Source organism: Tenacibaculum todarodis, assembly GCF_001889045.1.
GTDB lineage: Bacteria > Bacteroidota > Bacteroidia > Flavobacteriales > Flavobacteriaceae > Polaribacter > Polaribacter todarodis.
This window is the reverse complement of sequence record NZ_CP018155.1, coordinates 1,176,923-1,193,081: the sequence shown is the minus strand read 5'-3', so window position 1 is coordinate 1,193,081 and position 16,159 is coordinate 1,176,923. Positions and strand designations below refer to the sequence as shown.

At 28.8% G+C, this 16,159-nt stretch carries 15 protein-coding genes; 2 read left to right on the top strand and 13 right to left on the bottom strand.

The window, feature by feature from the left end; all coding sequences use genetic code 11:
* Window positions 1-25: 25 nt before the first annotated feature.
* The 4 genes from LPB136_RS05375 to LPB136_RS05360 all read right to left on the bottom strand — a co-directional run bounded on the left by LPB136_RS05375 (window position 26) and on the right by LPB136_RS05360 (window position 4,270).
* Window positions 26-661 (bottom strand): alpha/beta hydrolase, encoded by a 636-nt coding sequence (locus LPB136_RS05375; protein WP_072555144.1) that lies wholly within the window; start codon window positions 659-661, stop codon window positions 26-28.
* A gap of 67 nt (window positions 662-728) precedes the next feature.
* Window positions 729-1,061, bottom strand: coding sequence for a DUF4870 domain-containing protein (locus LPB136_RS05370; RefSeq protein ID WP_072555143.1), 333 nt, complete (start codon window positions 1,059-1,061; stop codon window positions 729-731).
* A gap of 3 nt (window positions 1,062-1,064) precedes the next feature.
* Window positions 1,065-2,324: a dihydroorotase gene (locus LPB136_RS05365; protein WP_204218378.1), complete on the bottom strand. Its 1,260-nt coding sequence runs from the start codon at window positions 2,322-2,324 to the stop codon at window positions 1,065-1,067.
* Window positions 2,321-4,270, bottom strand: a complete 1,950-nt coding sequence (locus tag LPB136_RS05360) for a BatA domain-containing protein (protein WP_072556922.1) — start codon at window positions 4,268-4,270, stop codon at window positions 2,321-2,323. The genes LPB136_RS05365 and LPB136_RS05360 overlap by 4 nt, the downstream gene beginning before the upstream one ends.
* Before the next feature lie 118 nt (window positions 4,271-4,388).
* Between LPB136_RS05360 and bshC the strand changes: the two genes are divergently transcribed.
* Complete coding sequence (gene bshC, locus LPB136_RS05355; protein WP_072555142.1) at window positions 4,389-5,993, top strand: bacillithiol biosynthesis cysteine-adding enzyme BshC; 1,605 nt, start codon at window positions 4,389-4,391, stop codon at window positions 5,991-5,993.
* A 2-nt stretch (window positions 5,994-5,995) separates the two neighbouring features.
* Here bshC and LPB136_RS05350 read toward each other — a convergent pair whose 3' ends face one another.
* Window positions 5,996-7,747 (bottom strand): amidohydrolase, encoded by a 1,752-nt coding sequence (locus LPB136_RS05350; protein WP_072555141.1) that lies wholly within the window; start codon window positions 7,745-7,747, stop codon window positions 5,996-5,998.
* Between the two features lie 97 nt (window positions 7,748-7,844).
* On the opposite strand from LPB136_RS05350, the gene rlmF reads away from it, so the two are divergent.
* A complete protein-coding gene (rlmF, locus tag LPB136_RS05345) occupies window positions 7,845-8,696 on the top strand; it encodes a 23S rRNA (adenine(1618)-N(6))-methyltransferase RlmF (protein WP_072555140.1) in 852 nt (283 codons plus the stop codon).
* Between the two features lie 18 nt (window positions 8,697-8,714).
* Here the strand turns inward: rlmF and LPB136_RS05340 are convergent, their stop codons facing one another.
* The 8 genes from LPB136_RS05340 to LPB136_RS05305 all read right to left on the bottom strand — a co-directional run bounded on the left by LPB136_RS05340 (window position 8,715) and on the right by LPB136_RS05305 (window position 16,066).
* On the bottom strand, window positions 8,715-11,099 hold the full coding sequence (locus tag LPB136_RS05340; RefSeq protein ID WP_072555139.1) for an erythromycin esterase family protein: 2,385 nt from the start codon (window positions 11,097-11,099) through the stop codon (window positions 8,715-8,717).
* 97 nt (window positions 11,100-11,196) lie between these two features.
* Entirely contained in the window at window positions 11,197-11,610 is a 414-nt protein-coding gene (locus LPB136_RS05335) for a DUF2147 domain-containing protein (protein WP_072555138.1), read from the bottom strand.
* Window positions 11,611-11,642: 32 nt separating this feature from the next.
* Window positions 11,643-12,113, bottom strand: a complete 471-nt coding sequence (locus LPB136_RS05330; RefSeq protein ID WP_072555137.1) for a hypothetical protein — start codon at window positions 12,111-12,113, stop codon at window positions 11,643-11,645.
* A gap of 71 nt (window positions 12,114-12,184) precedes the next feature.
* On the bottom strand, window positions 12,185-12,760 hold the full coding sequence (locus LPB136_RS05325; protein WP_072555136.1) for a Crp/Fnr family transcriptional regulator: 576 nt from the start codon (window positions 12,758-12,760) through the stop codon (window positions 12,185-12,187).
* A 40-nt stretch (window positions 12,761-12,800) separates the two neighbouring features.
* The gene (locus LPB136_RS05320; RefSeq protein WP_072555135.1) at window positions 12,801-13,208 is read right to left on the bottom strand and encodes a DUF3592 domain-containing protein; all 408 of its coding nucleotides are present in this window, start codon (window positions 13,206-13,208) and stop codon (window positions 12,801-12,803) included.
* Window positions 13,209-13,259: 51 nt separating this feature from the next.
* Entirely contained in the window at window positions 13,260-13,913 is a 654-nt protein-coding gene (locus tag LPB136_RS05315; protein ID WP_072555134.1) for a hypothetical protein, read from the bottom strand.
* Between the two features lie 163 nt (window positions 13,914-14,076).
* Entirely contained in the window at window positions 14,077-14,526 is a 450-nt protein-coding gene (locus LPB136_RS05310; RefSeq protein ID WP_072555133.1) for a heavy metal-binding domain-containing protein, read from the bottom strand.
* Window positions 14,527-14,611: 85 nt separating this feature from the next.
* On the bottom strand, window positions 14,612-16,066 hold the full coding sequence (locus LPB136_RS05305) for a lipid A-modifier LpxR family protein (RefSeq protein WP_072555132.1): 1,455 nt from the start codon (window positions 16,064-16,066) through the stop codon (window positions 14,612-14,614).
* Between the last annotated feature and the right edge of the window lie 93 nt (window positions 16,067-16,159).

Here is a 16,159-nt window from a genome sequence, read left to right as displayed (position 1 = left end):
AATAATTTTTTACAAAATTAAGGTTTTATTTTAAGCGTTCTTCAATCCAACTCTTAAAGTTGTAAAAGTTTTGAGGAGCTACTCCATGACCAACAGGGTATTCAGAAAAAACATTTTTAAGTTGAAGATTGTCTAGAAATTTTGGTGCTCTACGTGCCCAATCTACAGGAATTACCTGGTCAACACTTCCGTGAGAAATATAGTAATCTGTATTAATTTGTTCTTCAGTTGGGTTTTTAGGCAATAACTCTTCATTTAAATAACCACTTAAAGCAACTATATGTTGCGCTTTGTTTGGATATTTAAAACTTAAAGCATAGCTTAAAATTGCTCCTTGACTAAATCCTAATAAAAAAGTTTTACTGGTATTGTATTCTTTTTTAATGGTGTCAATAAAATCAGTTATTTTCACTAAAGATTCTCTTGCTTGGTTTAAGTCGGATATTTTTCCATTTGCAGCATCAAAGTTTATCGCATACCAAGCGTAACCGCCCATTCCCATTTCATAAGGTGCGCGAGCAGAAACAATTAATAATTCGTCTGGTAATTCTTCTGCAAAAGAAAATAAATCCAATTCATTACTTCCGTAACCGTGTAAAAGTATTAGTAACGGTGGGTTTTCGGTTGCTGTTTTTGGTTTTCTTACTTCGTAATGTAACATACTTTTTTTGTAAAGAAAACTCCCTAAAAGATTAAAGCCTTTAAGGGAGTTTGTAAAATTATATTTTTTAAATTCCTTTAAACCAGTCTTGAAATTGAGCTCCAACAACAGGAACTAGTTTTTCTTCTCCTTTAAGAGCTCCCATAAATCCAATTATCCAAAGGACTAATAAAATTAGAGTAATTGCACCGCCTACAAATACACCTAAAAACCGAGTAACAACCCATCCGTTAAGAATCTGTAAAATACAAAGCCCTATCATTTGACGAATATGGAAGCTTGCAAAAGCATTTTTCTTACTGTTGTTTAAAATTAAGGCTACTATAGTACCAATGATTGTTATGTAGCTAATAATTGCATTTGTTTTTCCTTCTTCTACTGTTGTTGGTAATTTTTCCATGATTTAGTTGTTTAAAATTAATTGATTGTTTGCGAATATTCCATAAGCTTTTCCTTTTAAGATTTTGCCAAGGAAAGCACTGTTTTTACTTGTTGATAAAATGTTTTCTTTAGAGAACTTGCTTGTTCCTTCAGTTGTAAAGAAAGATAAGTTGGCAGTTTCTCCTTTTTCAATTGAAGAAGTTTGTAAGCCAAATATTTTCTTCGGATTTTCAGATAAGCATTTTGTAATTGTATTTAAGTCTAATAAAGTATTTAAAGCGCCAAAAGCACTTTCTAAACCTATTGTTCCATTTTTTGCTACGCTAAATTCTACTTTTTTGTGTTCAATATCAATAGGATTGTGGTCAGACGTAATTACGTCTATTGTTCCTTCATTTAACCCTTTTATTAGCGCTTTAGAATCTTTCTGTGTACGTAAAGGTGGATTTACTTTTACGTTAGAGTCAAAACCATGTAGTTCGTCATCCGTTAAATATAAATTATGAATAGCAACACTACAGGTTACGTTTAATCCTTTTTTCTTAGCTTCTTTAATTAGTTTTACAGATTTTTCTGTAGAAACTGTTGGTATGTGTAATCTTCCACCAGTATATTCTAATAAAAATAAATCTCTTGCAATTTGAAGTTCTTCTGCTAATGCAGGAGCTCCTTTTAGTCCGAGTTTTGTAGAGTTTATACCTTCATTTACTATTCCTTCACCAGAAATAGCATTGTTTTTTGGAAAGCTTAGAACTAATCCGTCAAAATTTTGCGCATATAAAAGTGCAATTTTTAGTAAATTATCGTTAGAAACGGGTTTCTTATAATCTCCAAAAGCAATTGCGCCAGATTGTTTCATGTCAAATAATTCAGCAATATCAACACCTTCACTTTGTTGCGTTAAAGAGGCGATTGGGTGTAAGCTAGTTGCAAAACCGTTTGCCTTATTAATTAAGAATTCTACTGCAGATTTGTTATCAATAACTGGATTTGTATTTGCATTTACAGCAACGTTTGTAAAACCACTTTTTGCTGCAACATTTAAACCGTTTTTAATAGTTTCACGTTCTTCAAATCCAGGTTCTCCAAAGGAAACACTAGTATCAAACCAACCACAAGAAACATGTAAATTGTCAAGTTTAACTACTGTGTAATTGTCTTTTTTAGGAATAGAATCCGCTATTTTTTCAATTTTACCTTCAGTAATTAAAATATCTTTTTGCTTGTTATGATATGGGCTAGAAGTATCTATAATCGTTGCCGATTTAATAAGCGTGCTCATGCTTTGAAGAATTTTAGAATTAAGATTTCTAATAACAAAGATACAATAGCCAACGCTAAAAACCATTGCCAAAGCCATGTAACTTTGTTGTTTTTGTTAATTTCTGTAAAAACGGCTTTAACAGAAGTGTTTGTAGAAATGTTTTTTTGCTCATTTGCCAATGCATCTGTATCTAAGAAATGAAGATTACTTTCTTCTTTCGAGTAATTAAAACCGATGGATTTTAAGGTGTCTTTTTGCTTTAAAACATGATAGAATCCAGCTTCTAAAGGTTGGTTTTTAGTAGTTAATGTAACTTTGTTTTGTAGTGTTTGTTGCAGTGGAATAAATGATTTTTTTGAACCTTTTATTGATAGGATATCGTCTTTGTTAAGTTGTGTGTTAATATCAAATTTATTTTCGTAACCAACTGTGTAGTATGGTTTTGAGTACTTTAAACTCTGTTGCCCTATGTTGTAAAATACAGGAACTATCAAAGGAGAATTGGTGAAGTTGCTGTTTTCTTTTTCTAAAGAAGAATTTACAAAATATAGATTAGAGTTTGTTGTTTTTATTAGCTGAATAAAAGGTGATTTGTTTTCTAAGCCCACAATTGTACTTGCGTTAGAAAATACAGTTGTGTAATAATTTTGTGTAGTTGGGTGTTGAAAATTTTGAACTTTCTTTAAAAAGACATTCTTAAGCAGTGGGTGCTTAAAGTTAATGTCGGTAATTTTTAAAGTATCCTTTTTATTTTCAAGAATTTTTCCAACAGATAAATTCTTTAAGAAGCTGTTGTAAGAAGTAATATTTATATTTTTATTTGGAATAACTACAAGATTTCCTCCATTTTTAGAAAAGTTTACCAAGCTAGAAATTAAGCTTTGTGGAATTTCTTCAACCTCATTTAAGACTATTAATTGTTGTTTTAAGATTGCATTATAATTTACATTTTTAACAGTAGAAGTGGAAAAGTTAAATTCGTTTTTTTGATAAATTTTAGGTAAGTAATTTGAGGGTTTTCCAATACTTAAAACAGCAATTTTTTTACTCTTATTTAATGTGAAATAAAATAGATTGTCAAACTTAAAAGTATCGTTAAAAGTTAGGTCTATTTTGCCTAGAAAAGTAGTTTTGTTTTCTATGCTGAAAGAAATAATTTTGTCAGTATTTTTTTCGATAGAGAAGGACTGTTTACTAATTAGTTCTTGACCATTGTAAATTGCAATTGGAATGTTTTCTTTTGCTTCACCTTGATTTCTTACATTGATATTTACTGTTAGGTTATTACCATCATTCTCATTTGTGAAAACACTATCAATAGAAATGTTGTTTTGTAAAGCGTTTTCTAGTTTTATTAGTGATAAATCACTGTTTACATTTGTAAAATTATTTTTATAAGTATTCTGAAAATCAGATATTAATATATTTTTATTTAAAGCTTTGCTTTTATTTGTGTCATTGCTCTCAATTTTTAGTAAAACTTCATCAATTGACAATTTTTCACTAGTGTTATTGATGTTTAAAAGTACTTTTTTTAATTCAGATGACGAAATATTTTTATAGAATTCATTATTTGTGAGTAAAGAAAACTCATCTTTATTAGAAATGGTTTCTATGATTTCTTGAGATGAAATTTGTAATAAATTACCTTTTTCTCCTTTCGTGTTTGTGCTTAATGAATTGTCTAAATATATAAAATTATGTTGATTTTTACTTGCTTTCTTATTACTAAAATAAGGTTGTGTAAACGCGAAAATTATCGCTGAAAGTGCAAGTAATCTTGTGCTTAAAATCAACCACTTTTTTAGCTTAGAACTTTTTCTAGTTTGCAGTATTAATTTCTGTAAAAAAGCAACGTTGGTAAAAGGAACTTTTACAAACTTTTGCAGCTGGAATAAATGCACTAAAATTGGTATAATTAGTAGTGCAAGAAAATAAAATATCTCTGGATGTTTAAATTGCATATCTTTAAAATGGATTGTAAAAATAGGTAATTAGATTGTTATAAAAAGCAACACGTTAAAAATCTGTTATAATTGATTTTATTTCTCTCGCTTATATCTAATTTAGTATTTTTGATATATGACAGAAACAGATTGTATAGAGCATATTCCGTTTAAAAACACTGGGTATTTCACAAAAACAATGGAAGATTATCTAGCTAAAGATGCTAAAATTCTCCCTTTTTATAATAATTTTCCAAACTTAGAAGGTTTTAAGTTACAAATTGAGGAGAAAAAGTTGTCATTTAAAGCTGAGTCGAGAACTATTTTAGTTGAATCTCTTAAAAAACAATATAAGAGCAGTTCTATTTCTGAGTTAACAAAAGCTAATATTGAGTTATTGGCGAATGATAACACCTTTACTATAACTACAGGTCACCAATTAAACTTATTTACAGGTCCTTTATATTTTTTATATAAAATATTGTCTGTCATTAACTTATGCGAAGAATTGTCTGTGAAATTTCCTAAAGAAAATTTTGTTCCAATTTATTGGATGGCAACAGAAGATCATGATTTTGAGGAAATTAACTTTTTTAATTTTAAAGACGTTAAATTTAGATGGAATACCAATCAGAATGGCGCAGTTGGTCGTTTTTCTACGGAAGGACTAGAAGAAGTTTTAGCGGTATTTTCTGCAAAATTAGGAGATTCTAAAAGAGCTAACGAGTTAAAAGAGCTGTTTTCTGAAGGTTATATAAAACACAATAATTTAGCAGAAGCAACTCAATATATTGCCAATGAGTTGTTTGGTAAATATGGAATTGTAATTATTGATGCCGATACTGCGGATTTAAAGCGTTCTTTTATTCCGTTTGTAAAAGATGAATTATTAAATCATACTTCTTACAATGAGGTTTCTAAAACGAATTTAGAGTTTGAAAAGAATTATAAAGTTCAAGTAAATCCTCGTGAGATAAATTTATTTTATTTAGCTAACAATCAACGAGAAAGAATTATTTTTGAAAATGGTGTTTATCAAATTAATAATACAGAAATCACTTTTTCTGAAGCAGAAATTTTATCAGAATTAGAAAAATATCCAGAACGTTTTTCACCAAACGTATTAATGCGCCCATTATATCAAGAAGTAATTTTACCAAACTTAAGTTACGTTGGTGGTGGTGGTGAAATTGCCTATTGGTTACAGCTAAAAAGCTATTTCAAGAAAGTTGAAGTTCCTTTTCCAATATTATTATTACGTAATTCTGTGCAGGTTGTTTCGGAAAAGCGATCTAAGAAATTAGAAAAACTAAATATTTCGCTTGAAGAAATCTTTTTAAAGCAAAACGATTTACTAACTAAAAAAGTGAATGAAAATTCTGAGGTTTCAGTAGATTTTGAACAACAAAAAGAGTTTTTAAAGCAACAATTTTCTGAGTTAAAAGTTATTGCAGAAAAAACAGATGTTTCTTTTTTAGGTGCTGTAAACGCTCAAGAAAAAAAGCAAATAAAAGGTTTAGAAAACCTTGAAAAACGTTTGTTGAGAGCAGAAAAACGTAAACAACACGATTTAGTACAAAGAATCACGGATTTACAGAATCAACTTTTTCCAAACCAGAGTTTAGAAGAACGTCAGCGTAATTTTTCCGAATACTATTTAGAATATGGCGACGATTTTATTCAGCAATTAAAAGATAACCTAAAGCCATTGCAGTTAGAGTTTACGGTTCTTAAAATGTAGTTTTATTTTACTTCATTTCCATTTATAAATGTTTTTATAACTTTTATTTGATGTAAGCTATCAATAGATGTTTTAAATGGGTTTTTATCAATAATTATAAAATCGGCATATTTTCCTTTAGCTAAAGAACCAATTTTATCTTCCATGTTAATCTGCCAAGCAGCGTTTGTTGTCATTGCTTTTAAGCCGTTTAAGAGCGATATTCTTTCATTGTAACCAAGAGTGTCGTTTTCTTTAGTTTGTCTTTTTATAGCAGTCTGAATTAAATGAAACGGCTTGCTCTCAAACATTGGTTGATCTGCATGCATTGAATATTTTATATCTAACTTTTCAGCAGTAAGTATTGGTAGTATTCTTTCAGCGCGTTCTTTTCCAATAATTTCATTAGATAGTGCTTTTCCATAGTAAAATAGATGGTTTATGTGAAAACTTGGCGTCATATTCAATGTTTTCATTTCCGAAAGACTGTTTTTAGAAAGTAACAAACAATGCTCAATTCTGTGTCTTTTTTCAGTAATATTTACTTCTGAATTAGCTTTCTTGAAAGCATTAATAACTTTTCTACTTGAAAGATCTCCTTGAGAATGAATAGCTATTTGCCATCCTTTTTTATCATATTTTTTAATAAAATTGACTAGCGAATCTTCTTCAATTAGTGCTTTTCCTGATGAATCTTCTGGAATATGCAATTTGTTTTTGTTGAATTCAGTTGTTAAATATGGCGATTCTAAATACATGGAACCAGTGTAAGGAGAACCGTCATACCAATGTTTTACGCCAATAATATTGTAAAAATCGTCATTAGCTTTCGTTTCAGGTAGCAAAAAACTCCTATCGTGTCTTATGTATAAAAAATGTCTTGGATTTTGCTCTCTTTTTGGTAAAAGACCAAATGTTGCCAATGCTTGATTTATAAAACCAGATTTTTCTGATGATAAATGTTTGTAAAGTAGTAGAGGCTTGTCGTCATTAATTGTTATTCCTGCAGAAACTACAGTTGTGTTACCGTTTTTAGCGTATTTATTCAATGTACTAACTGTTGAATTTATTAAAAATTTAGAAGTTAATACATCTCTTTTAAGTTGATTTAAAATTGGTGAAAAAGCTTCCTGTTCTGCAATTAATCCTGTTAATTCTCCATTTTTATCCTTTTCATAATAACTTGATTTTGATGGATTTGGAGTGTCTTTTGTAATATTCACTTTTTTAAAAGTGTTGGAATTTACCCAATATGTATGCATGCTTTGTGAAACCAATAAGATAGGATTGTTTGGAGAAATTTCGTCTAAAAAAGCTATGTTAGGTGTTTTTAAACCCTCTACTAAAATTGGATCAATTCCTTTACAAATAACCCATTCACCTTCTTTTTTGGTTTTAATCTGTTCTTTTAAATGATTCCAAACTTCTGCATTTGTTTTGTGTTTAAAGCCAGACAAATCAATCATATCATTTAAAAAAGCTGATAGCGCAACATGAGAATGACTGTCTATAAACCCAGGAAGAACAGTAGCGCCTTTTAAATCTACAACAGTATTCCCTTTTCTGTATTTCTCTAATTCATTAGTTGTTCCAATGTCTTTTATTTTTCCTTTTTCAACAAAAATAGCTTCCGCATTTTCAAGTGTTTCATTTAGTGTAATGAAGTTTCCGTTTATATAAAGTGTATCGCTATTTTTATCAAAATCTTTACTGATTAAAAAATAACTGATAAAAGCAATTGCAATTATTCCTATTAGAATTTTGGATTTACTCATAATTATAAAAATGAATTTATCAAATATAGCAAAGATTTTAGAAGAAATACTTTTTAGAAGGAGTTGTTAGGTTAGATTTTTAAGTTAATTTTGGCATATGAGTAAATCCTTACACCCAAAAAATAAACACAACAACGGTTACGATTTTGACAAGTTAATTAAGGCTTCAGAAGATTTAAAACCTTTTGTTACTGAAAATAGTTACGGAACAACAACCATAGACTTTTCTGATCCTAAAGCAGTAAAAGAACTTAATAAAGCATTATTAAAGGCGCATTACGGAATTGAACATTGGAATTTTTCAGACGAAAATTTATGTCCACCAATTCCTGGTCGTGTAGATTATATTCATCATTTGGCAGATTTGCTTTCTTCCGAAGAAAATATAAAAATTTTAGATATTGGTACAGGTGCAAGTTGTGTGTATCCGTTATTGGGTGTTGCTGAGTATAATTGGAATTTTGTTGCTACAGATATTGATTTAGACTCTTTGGATTTTGCGCAAGATATAATTGATGACAACAAGTTGGAAGCTAAGATTACCTTGCGTCAACAGTTTAAAGAAGAGCATATTTTAAAAGAAATTTTAGAAGAAGACGATGCTTTTACTGCAACTATGTGTAATCCGCCATTTTATAAATCTGCGGAAGAAGCAAGAGGAGCAAATCGACGAAAAACCAGAAATTTAGGAAACAACGCTGTCAGAAACTTTGCAGGAAACAATAACGAACTTTGGTATATTGGTGGAGAAAAAGCCTTTTTGCACACCTATTTGTATGAAAGTTCTTTGAATCCTAAAAGTAGTAAATGGTTTACAAGTTTGGTATCTAACAAAGACAATGTAAAGTCTTTGGAAGCTTCTTCTAAAAAACTAAAAGTTGCTGAGTTTAAAGTGATACCAATGACACAAGGAAACAAGGTTACAAGGATTGTTTGTTGGAGGTTTTAAAAATAAATAGAATAGCTTCTATTTATTTTTAAAACTTGGATGTTGTTCGTAAAATAAATTCCAAAAATTTTCATCGTATGCAACTCTAAAGAGTGAATTTTCTTTTTTGTTATTGTATTGGTAGTATTCAATGTCTTCAACATTTTTAATTTCGAAATCGTACATATTAGAGTTCATTTCAATTACTGAGTTTTCTAATTGATTGTCTTCATCTAATTTTTCATAATAACGACGGTTAAAATATGTTGAAGCATAGTATTTTGCGTCAATTATTTTTGAATATGTACTCACATTCTCCTCTTTAATTTTTACTTCCTTTTTGCCTTTATATCGTTTATCATCTTTGAAATACGTTTTTATTTCAGCTTTATTTAAAGTGGTTTCCCAATTTTCAATAACTTTTACTATTGCAAAGTTATCTCTATTTACATACACTTTTCCAGTATATTGAGTAGGGAAATCTCTATTAGTGTAATTCCATTTATTTCTATCAGTTTTAAACGCTATAATGTAAAAATCTTCATCTTCTGAGTTGTTGGATTTGATAAAATTTAAGTCAAACCTTTTATATTTTCTCTTATGTAGAATATTAGAATATCTAATTGCATTTTGTCTATATGAAAAAAAGTCAGCAGAAGTTTTATAATATTTTTTTAAACTGTTTTTATTCCATTTCACTTGTTCTACTCGTTGTGAAATAACGTAAGGAGAATTATATCCTTGATCACAATCTTTAGTAATAAGTTCTAGATTAAGAAGAGTTTTATCATTTTGATTGATGATAATATTGCCATGTCTCTTGTAATTATGAAGCTCTGTTGTATGATTTTTTTCAATCAATTTAATTGCTTTTTTTAATACGCTTTTAGGAGATAAAGATTTAGAAATAACAATTTCATCGAGTTCTTCAAATTTAGAAGAAAGATAAATTTTTGAAGTCAAATTTTTAAGAGGAATTAAACGACTTTCATAACCCATTGATGAAATGCTTGCAGACGCATTCTCTAGCATTTTTGATGTTACCCGTAATTCAAAAGCTCCATTGTCATCAGCAACTCTATAAATTTCTTCGTTTTTTAAAATAATAGTGGTGTATGGAATTGGTAAATTTGTTCCAGAATCTATAATTTTCCCTTTTAGAATTAATGTTTTCCCTTTTGTTGTTAGGGATATTTCTTCAGTTTGATTTTGAGTATTATTTTCAGTTATTTCATTAATTTCAGTTATCTCTTTTTTAGGGTTTGTTGCATTTTTTAAAAAAATATAACCATCATGTAATTGATCCATTCTCATTTCTGTAAAATCTACATAATGTAGAAGTCTACTCTTTTGTGGCACTTTCATAGCGCTTTGATTAGAGCTTATAAAAAGGAAAGGTTTATCAAGGGCTTTTAATTTATTCTCAAAAGAACCTTTAAGTACTGGAGTTGAATGCCAGGTTGATTGTTCTAAAAGGGAATCATTTGCATGAAGCGTTGCTAAGCTGTACACTTCTTTTTTAAGGCTTTTTTTAATGTGATTTCCCATTGAAATAAAATCTTTTATAATGGGCTTTTTAACACTAGAAATATTATTTATGATGTGAATATTATCTGCCCAACAAATAATTTTTTCATTCGGATTACGATGTATATAACTTAATAAATTGTCTGCCATTTGAGCATCTCTATAATTATGGTCACTATTTGCAAAATCCATAGTTAAAATTTCCTCTTTATTGTTTGCATCTTTTGAACATGCCAGAATATTTTTAATAAATTGTTGCCAATAATAATTATCTTCAGTTGTATTTAGTTTGTTGATAACGTTTATGATACGATTTAATTCTTTTTCAAAATCTGAAAATTTAATATCTTGTTCTTCAAAAGAAAAGTTTTCTAAAACACCTTCTATAACAATGGCTAAATCGTCTTCATCTAGTTTTTGTTCAATTTTATTATTTTCTAGGTAATCGAAGAAGTCGTCAATAAATTTTTGACTATTATTAAACTGTGAATCAAAACCAATTACTTTGATGTTATTTTTTTCAATATAAGTAACTAATCTTTGAAATTCTTTAGCGCTAGACCAAACTCCATATACAGCATTATTGAAGTTTTCAGGAGTAAACTTACTCTTATTCATTAACCATAAATCATACATGGAAGCTTCCATTGCTATGGTTGTGTAACCTAATTCTTTGTGAAGGTATTCAACAATGCGGGCTTTCATTGCAAAAATATTTCCGTACATATGTGTCATTTCACCAAGCATTACAAGTTTTTTACCTTGTAACTCTGTATTTAAAAACTGCAAATCTGAATTCTCATTAGATTCAGGTGATAAAAGTTGGTGTGTTTTTAATTCTTGTGATTGAGCAATGTTTATAATCAAAAGAAAGAGAAAAATATTTAGCTTTTTCATAGTTGTCTATTATTGTGGTGCAATATTAGGAATCTCTACTATATAAAAGCATTTATTTCTGCTGATTAACAAAATTTTATATCAAATAATATAATTTCTATTCTTTTCGAATCCAATATTGAGTTCTTCCAAAAAGAGCAACACCAAGAAAACCTCTTACTTTTAGTTTGTTGTTGCTAACTAATTGTAAGTAGCACTTGTAGGTTTTTCCGTTTTCAGGATCAAGAATGGTTCCTCCATTGAACTCATTTCCATCTTTTTTAATGTTTTCAATAATATGTAAACCAATTATTGGTTTGTCTTTTTTTATCCCTTTACAAGCTTTGCAAAGGGCATTTTTCTCTGCGGTATAACTTGTAACTATTTTGGCTGAATATGTATTATCCGTTTTATTGATTTCAATAACTGCTTTTTTTTCTTTGGTTTTGTCGTCAAAAGTTTCCCATTTACCAATAATAGTTTGTCCGTTAGTTGTTAGGCTAATAAATAATAGAATGTATAAAAATTTCATATCTGTACGTTTTTAAATGGTTTTGTAAGTTGTTATTGAGATTTTTCTGTTGTTAAAACATTAAAAGTTAAGATTAAGAATATTAAGGCCAATGCTTCTAAAAGTACTCTGAACCAATGCCAGTTTTCCCAAGTGTTTAATTCGGATTTTAATTGAATAGCGTTAAAAGTTGCATTGTAAAATTGTTGATTTACGCCTTTAAAATAAATATAAAATACGGCTATAAATGAAAAAGTGAAAAAAACCGCTATTATTGAAAAGCGAAGTGCTTCAGACTTTTTTAAGTAACAATAAATAAAAACTGATACAGGAATTAAAGCAGCAATTAATGTTAGGACTGTATAAAAACTACCTATTATTTTTCCGAATTCAGAATAATATTGATAAAATTCTGTTGCAGATAACGTTTTCCAATAAGGAACTAACAATGCACCTTCAGTAATTTGACTTCCTAAAAATATAGCGAAAATTGCAATTGAAAAATAGGCTAAAACACGATTCATATAAAATGATTTTAATTTTATACAAATTTCAGTGTTTAGTTGTGCAGTGGCATTTACATATGTAAAGAAAATTAAGAATCTTTCAGTTTTCTTCTTATTCTACTCAATTGAGTTGCAGAAATGCCTAAATAAGAAGCAATATGATATTGCGGAAGTATCAATTCTATTTCCGGAAAACGTTCTCTCATTATTAAATATCTCTTGTCTGCGTCTAATAAAGCCATTTCAATTTCTTTTTGTTCTTTCTCTAGGAAATAAAATTCAGCAATTTTTCTACCTAACCTTTCTAAGTCATGGAATTTATCATATAACTTTTCCATTTCATTAAAATCGGCAACAAGAATCTTACAATCTGTTAAAGCCTGTTGTGCTATTTTATTGGGTTGTTTAGTTAATAAAGAAGTGTACGCGCCAATTATTGATGGACCAACAAAAAACTGCTTGTTGTATTCTTTTCCTTTCTGATTTAAGAAATAGGCTCTAACAATTCCTTTTTGTAGGAATCCAATTTGATTTGCATATTCACCTTCTTTTACAAAAAAGTCATTTTTACGAAGCTGTTTTGGTTTAAAACATTGTTGAAGTTCTTTCAAAGCATCTTCATTAATAGGATTTATGCTATTTATGTAGTTTAGAAAATCATCCATTTTTCATCTAAAAATCAAGTTAATATAAAAACATGTTATCTTACCTATACAAATAACTAAAATAGCTAAGACTAATAATTAATAGAGGAGAAGCAAAGCAGAGTAAAATAATTGGCCAACGGTATAAACCCCAAAAAGAAACTATTTTTCGTTCTTCAGTATCTTGTTTGCTGTAAACAATAGTCGCATAATCACCAACTCTGTAAGCTGGCGGACTTGAGCTTACGTCGCTTTCAAATGTAACCGTTTCGTCTAATCTGTTTGTGTATTCAAAAACAGGTTTGTAAGTATAACCATCATCACTACTAATTTTTAGTAAATCAATAACTTTTGCTTTGGTTTTTACGCCATTATTAATAAGGTTTCTAGAGATTATGTATTGTTTGTTGGCAAAATAAAGTAATAGTAAACCAATAATCAATAAAGCAGCGTACAAGTATTCTATCATTTTCATAAGTTTAATTATGCTCTAAATTAAATACACAAGATAGTAATTATTCTAGTTTTTATCTTCTAAAAATGTTTCGCCTTTAGTTAACCAAGAAATACCAAAAGCTATCAATGCAATTACTTCACACCAAAAAATAATATTAGTTGAAGCTCTTGTTTCATCGCTTAAAAATTTAAAACTGATACCAGCTAAAAGAACAAAAACTATAATTATAATGCCGCAAATTGTATAAACCTTATTTCTTTTCAATTTCATTTCTGTAGGTTTAATAGCTGGATTGGTTTTTTTAAAGATTACCAAACTGAAATAAGCAAACACACTAAACAATGCAACAGCAGATAAAAAATGTATTGTTTGAATCGTTTCACTCTGACTTGAATTTGGAAATATGGCAACACAAATGGCAAAAATAGCACCAATATTAGCGACAACATTATCGTTAATTTTTTCAGGTTTACTTTCATCGGAATATCCAGTATAAGTCAATAAAAAGAATCCCAGAACAAATAAAAAGCCTACAAAAAAATCTCTTGCTTCAGTTGCGTAATATGCGCTAATTGAATCTTGAATTAAGATATTATTTCCATTAACTAATAAAACAATTGGTAAAATTATAGGTAAACCAACGCCAATAATACCAATAAGTTTTCTTAGCGTTAAATATGATATTATTTGATTGTTCTTTTCGTCAGACTTCTTCATAAAATATGTTTAGTTGGTTGATAACCAAATATAAAGAAATAGCATCTAATTAAATCACTGTATTTGTAAAGTGAAAAAACCTCGCAATTGCGAGGTTTTTTCTATATAGTTTATGAATTTAATATGTTCAGTATTGATAAGTTCCTTAATTTAAAGCTAAATCTTATTGATGAAAAGCAGCATTGTGTACTAATTCTTTAGAACATTTGTTACATTTTCCAGCAGCATCTCCAACACCTGTACATCCGTTACTACAAGTATAATGATATTGACCTGCTAAATTTGGTCCAGAAGCAGGAGTTGTTTTTGGTGTATTGATTGGTGTACTTACAGGAGTGTTGAATTGGCTATTTGTAGGTGTATTGTGAAATCCTTGGTTATGAGCAAGTGCACTATTACATGTTGCGCAAGTTCCTTTTGCTTCAGAAGTTCCACCTTTACATCTTTTTGGACAAATATAATGTGCGCCTCCAATTACATTGGTTGTAAATTGATTAGAATTTGGAAGCGAAGGAATCGGTTTATTCATTGGTGATTCAGGTAGTTTAGATTCTTTTTTACAAGAATAAAAACAAACTAAACATAATGCGAATATTGGAATCAGTTTTTTCATCCTCAAATATATAAAAAAAGACTTTACCAATTAAGGTAAGATCTTTTCTTTAAAATTTTGATTCTTGTTTTAAAAATAACTACAGTTATATTTTAAATAGAATTCCTAATTTACCAACATGATTCCATCTACTATCATTTAAAGGGATATTCTCTTCAGGAATATTATTTATTTCATATTCTGGACTCATAATATTAAAGCTATAGAAAAAGCCTAAATATTTAAAATCAATTCCTATAGATAATTCAGAAATACTTAATAACCTGTTTATCTGGTCTCCATTTAAAAAGTGGATATCTATTGGAGATGAAGGGTCTTCGTCTGGTGTCCTTTTAAAAACACCATAACCTTCTAACATTGAATTATGAATAACATATCTTAATTCTGTTTTAAAGTTTAAAGCAAAATCTATTTTATTATTTTTTAATAAAGGAATGTTTAAGGCTCCTCTAGATTTTAAATCTTTATTTGAAAAATTAATTCCTACTCCAACTGATGTGTTTTGTGTTCCAACTTTTAAATCACCAAATAAAGATGTGTAAGGAATATATGATTCGTTTTTATCAAATAAATACTCAAAATTAAAATTATAGTTAATTCCTACTCTTCCCCCAGATGCAATTTGACTGTCCCAACCATAAGGTTTTCTAGTTCCAATAGTTAAATCCCTATGAATAGCAGATTGTACTTTGTCTGGAGCTAATGAACCAATTGTTCCAATTTTCCATTCAATACTATATTTAGATTTCCCACTTCGAAAAATACCATGTCTGCTCCAACCAAAATATATAAATGAAGCAAAAGGTCTGTCGTATGGGTTATAAGATTCTTCAGATATAAGCAGAGGGGAATCTAAATCTGGTGTATAAGCTTCTCCTCCTGCAAAAACGGTTTGATATGTATACCAACTTTTTGAATTTAAATTATACCAATCATCATTTCTTTTTGCAAATAGTCTGAGTTTAATCTTATCAGTTCCTACTTCAAATCTTGAAGCACCTGTCATGTCTCTATCATTATTGTATAGGAAACTTAAAAAGTCATTTGCATGGTCAAAATAAACATATTTAATCCATTTTTCTTTTGCATCTCTGTGTTGGTATAAAGCAAATTCATACGAGGATACTTCTTGAGTTCTTTTATTAATAATTTGTAATATTTTTTTCATTTCACTAGGAGATCTGTCAAACTTGCTGATAGGATTTTTTTTTATAGAATCAAATTTGTTTTCTCTAATAAAATGCTCTAAGTCAATAATTCTATTAATATAAATATGTTGAATCCAAGTAATTGTTTCTGTATGGTTTATACAATCTAAGTTTGCTTTAATGGTGGTGTGATTATAATCTATTGAAAAAATCTCAGGGAATAATTTAGATACAATGAAATCAGTTACTTTAATATCGTTTTGTATACTTGTATCTATTTGATATGTTTTGTTATCTAATTTCGAAATCAGTACACATTTTTCTATATCAATTTGTGAAAAAAGACTTAAGCTGATTAGTGATAAAAAAGAAAGAAATAGTAGGTTTTTCATAATAATTATCTAGTTAGTTATAGCTTCTAAGTTACTTATTTATTAATAAAACAAAAAACCTCACCAAATTGGTGAGGTTTTTTTTCTATCATT

Excerpts from the sequence above, each read along its gene's own strand:
- LPB136_RS05325 (WP_072555136.1), bottom strand. The coding sequence starts at position 12,760 with ATGGATGATTTTCTAAACTACATAAATAGCATAAATCCTATTAATGAA.
- LPB136_RS05365 (WP_204218378.1), bottom strand. The coding sequence starts at position 2,324 with ATGAGCACGCTTATTAAATCGGCAACGATTATAGATACTTCTAGCCCA.
- LPB136_RS05340 (WP_072555139.1), bottom strand. The coding sequence starts at position 11,099 with ATGAAAAAGCTAAATATTTTTCTCTTTCTTTTGATTATAAACATTGCT.
- LPB136_RS05375 (WP_072555144.1), bottom strand. The coding sequence starts at position 661 with ATGTTACATTACGAAGTAAGAAAACCAAAAACAGCAACCGAAAACCCA.
- LPB136_RS05305 (WP_072555132.1), bottom strand. The coding sequence starts at position 16,066 with ATGAAAAACCTACTATTTCTTTCTTTTTTATCACTAATCAGCTTAAGT.
- LPB136_RS05310 (WP_072555133.1), bottom strand. The coding sequence starts at position 14,526 with ATGAAAAAACTGATTCCAATATTCGCATTATGTTTAGTTTGTTTTTAT.
- LPB136_RS05370 (WP_072555143.1), bottom strand. The coding sequence starts at position 1,061 with ATGGAAAAATTACCAACAACAGTAGAAGAAGGAAAAACAAATGCAATT.
- bshC (WP_072555142.1), top strand. The coding sequence starts at position 4,389 with ATGACAGAAACAGATTGTATAGAGCATATTCCGTTTAAAAACACTGGG.
- rlmF (WP_072555140.1), top strand. The coding sequence starts at position 7,845 with ATGAGTAAATCCTTACACCCAAAAAATAAACACAACAACGGTTACGAT.
- LPB136_RS05350 (WP_072555141.1), bottom strand. The coding sequence starts at position 7,747 with ATGAGTAAATCCAAAATTCTAATAGGAATAATTGCAATTGCTTTTATC.
- LPB136_RS05330 (WP_072555137.1), bottom strand. The coding sequence starts at position 12,113 with ATGAATCGTGTTTTAGCCTATTTTTCAATTGCAATTTTCGCTATATTT.
- LPB136_RS05315 (WP_072555134.1), bottom strand. The coding sequence starts at position 13,913 with ATGAAGAAGTCTGACGAAAAGAACAATCAAATAATATCATATTTAACG.
- LPB136_RS05335 (WP_072555138.1), bottom strand. The coding sequence starts at position 11,610 with ATGAAATTTTTATACATTCTATTATTTATTAGCCTAACAACTAACGGA.
- LPB136_RS05320 (WP_072555135.1), bottom strand. The coding sequence starts at position 13,208 with ATGATAGAATACTTGTACGCTGCTTTATTGATTATTGGTTTACTATTA.
- LPB136_RS05360 (WP_072556922.1), bottom strand. The coding sequence starts at position 4,270 with ATGCAATTTAAACATCCAGAGATATTTTATTTTCTTGCACTACTAATT.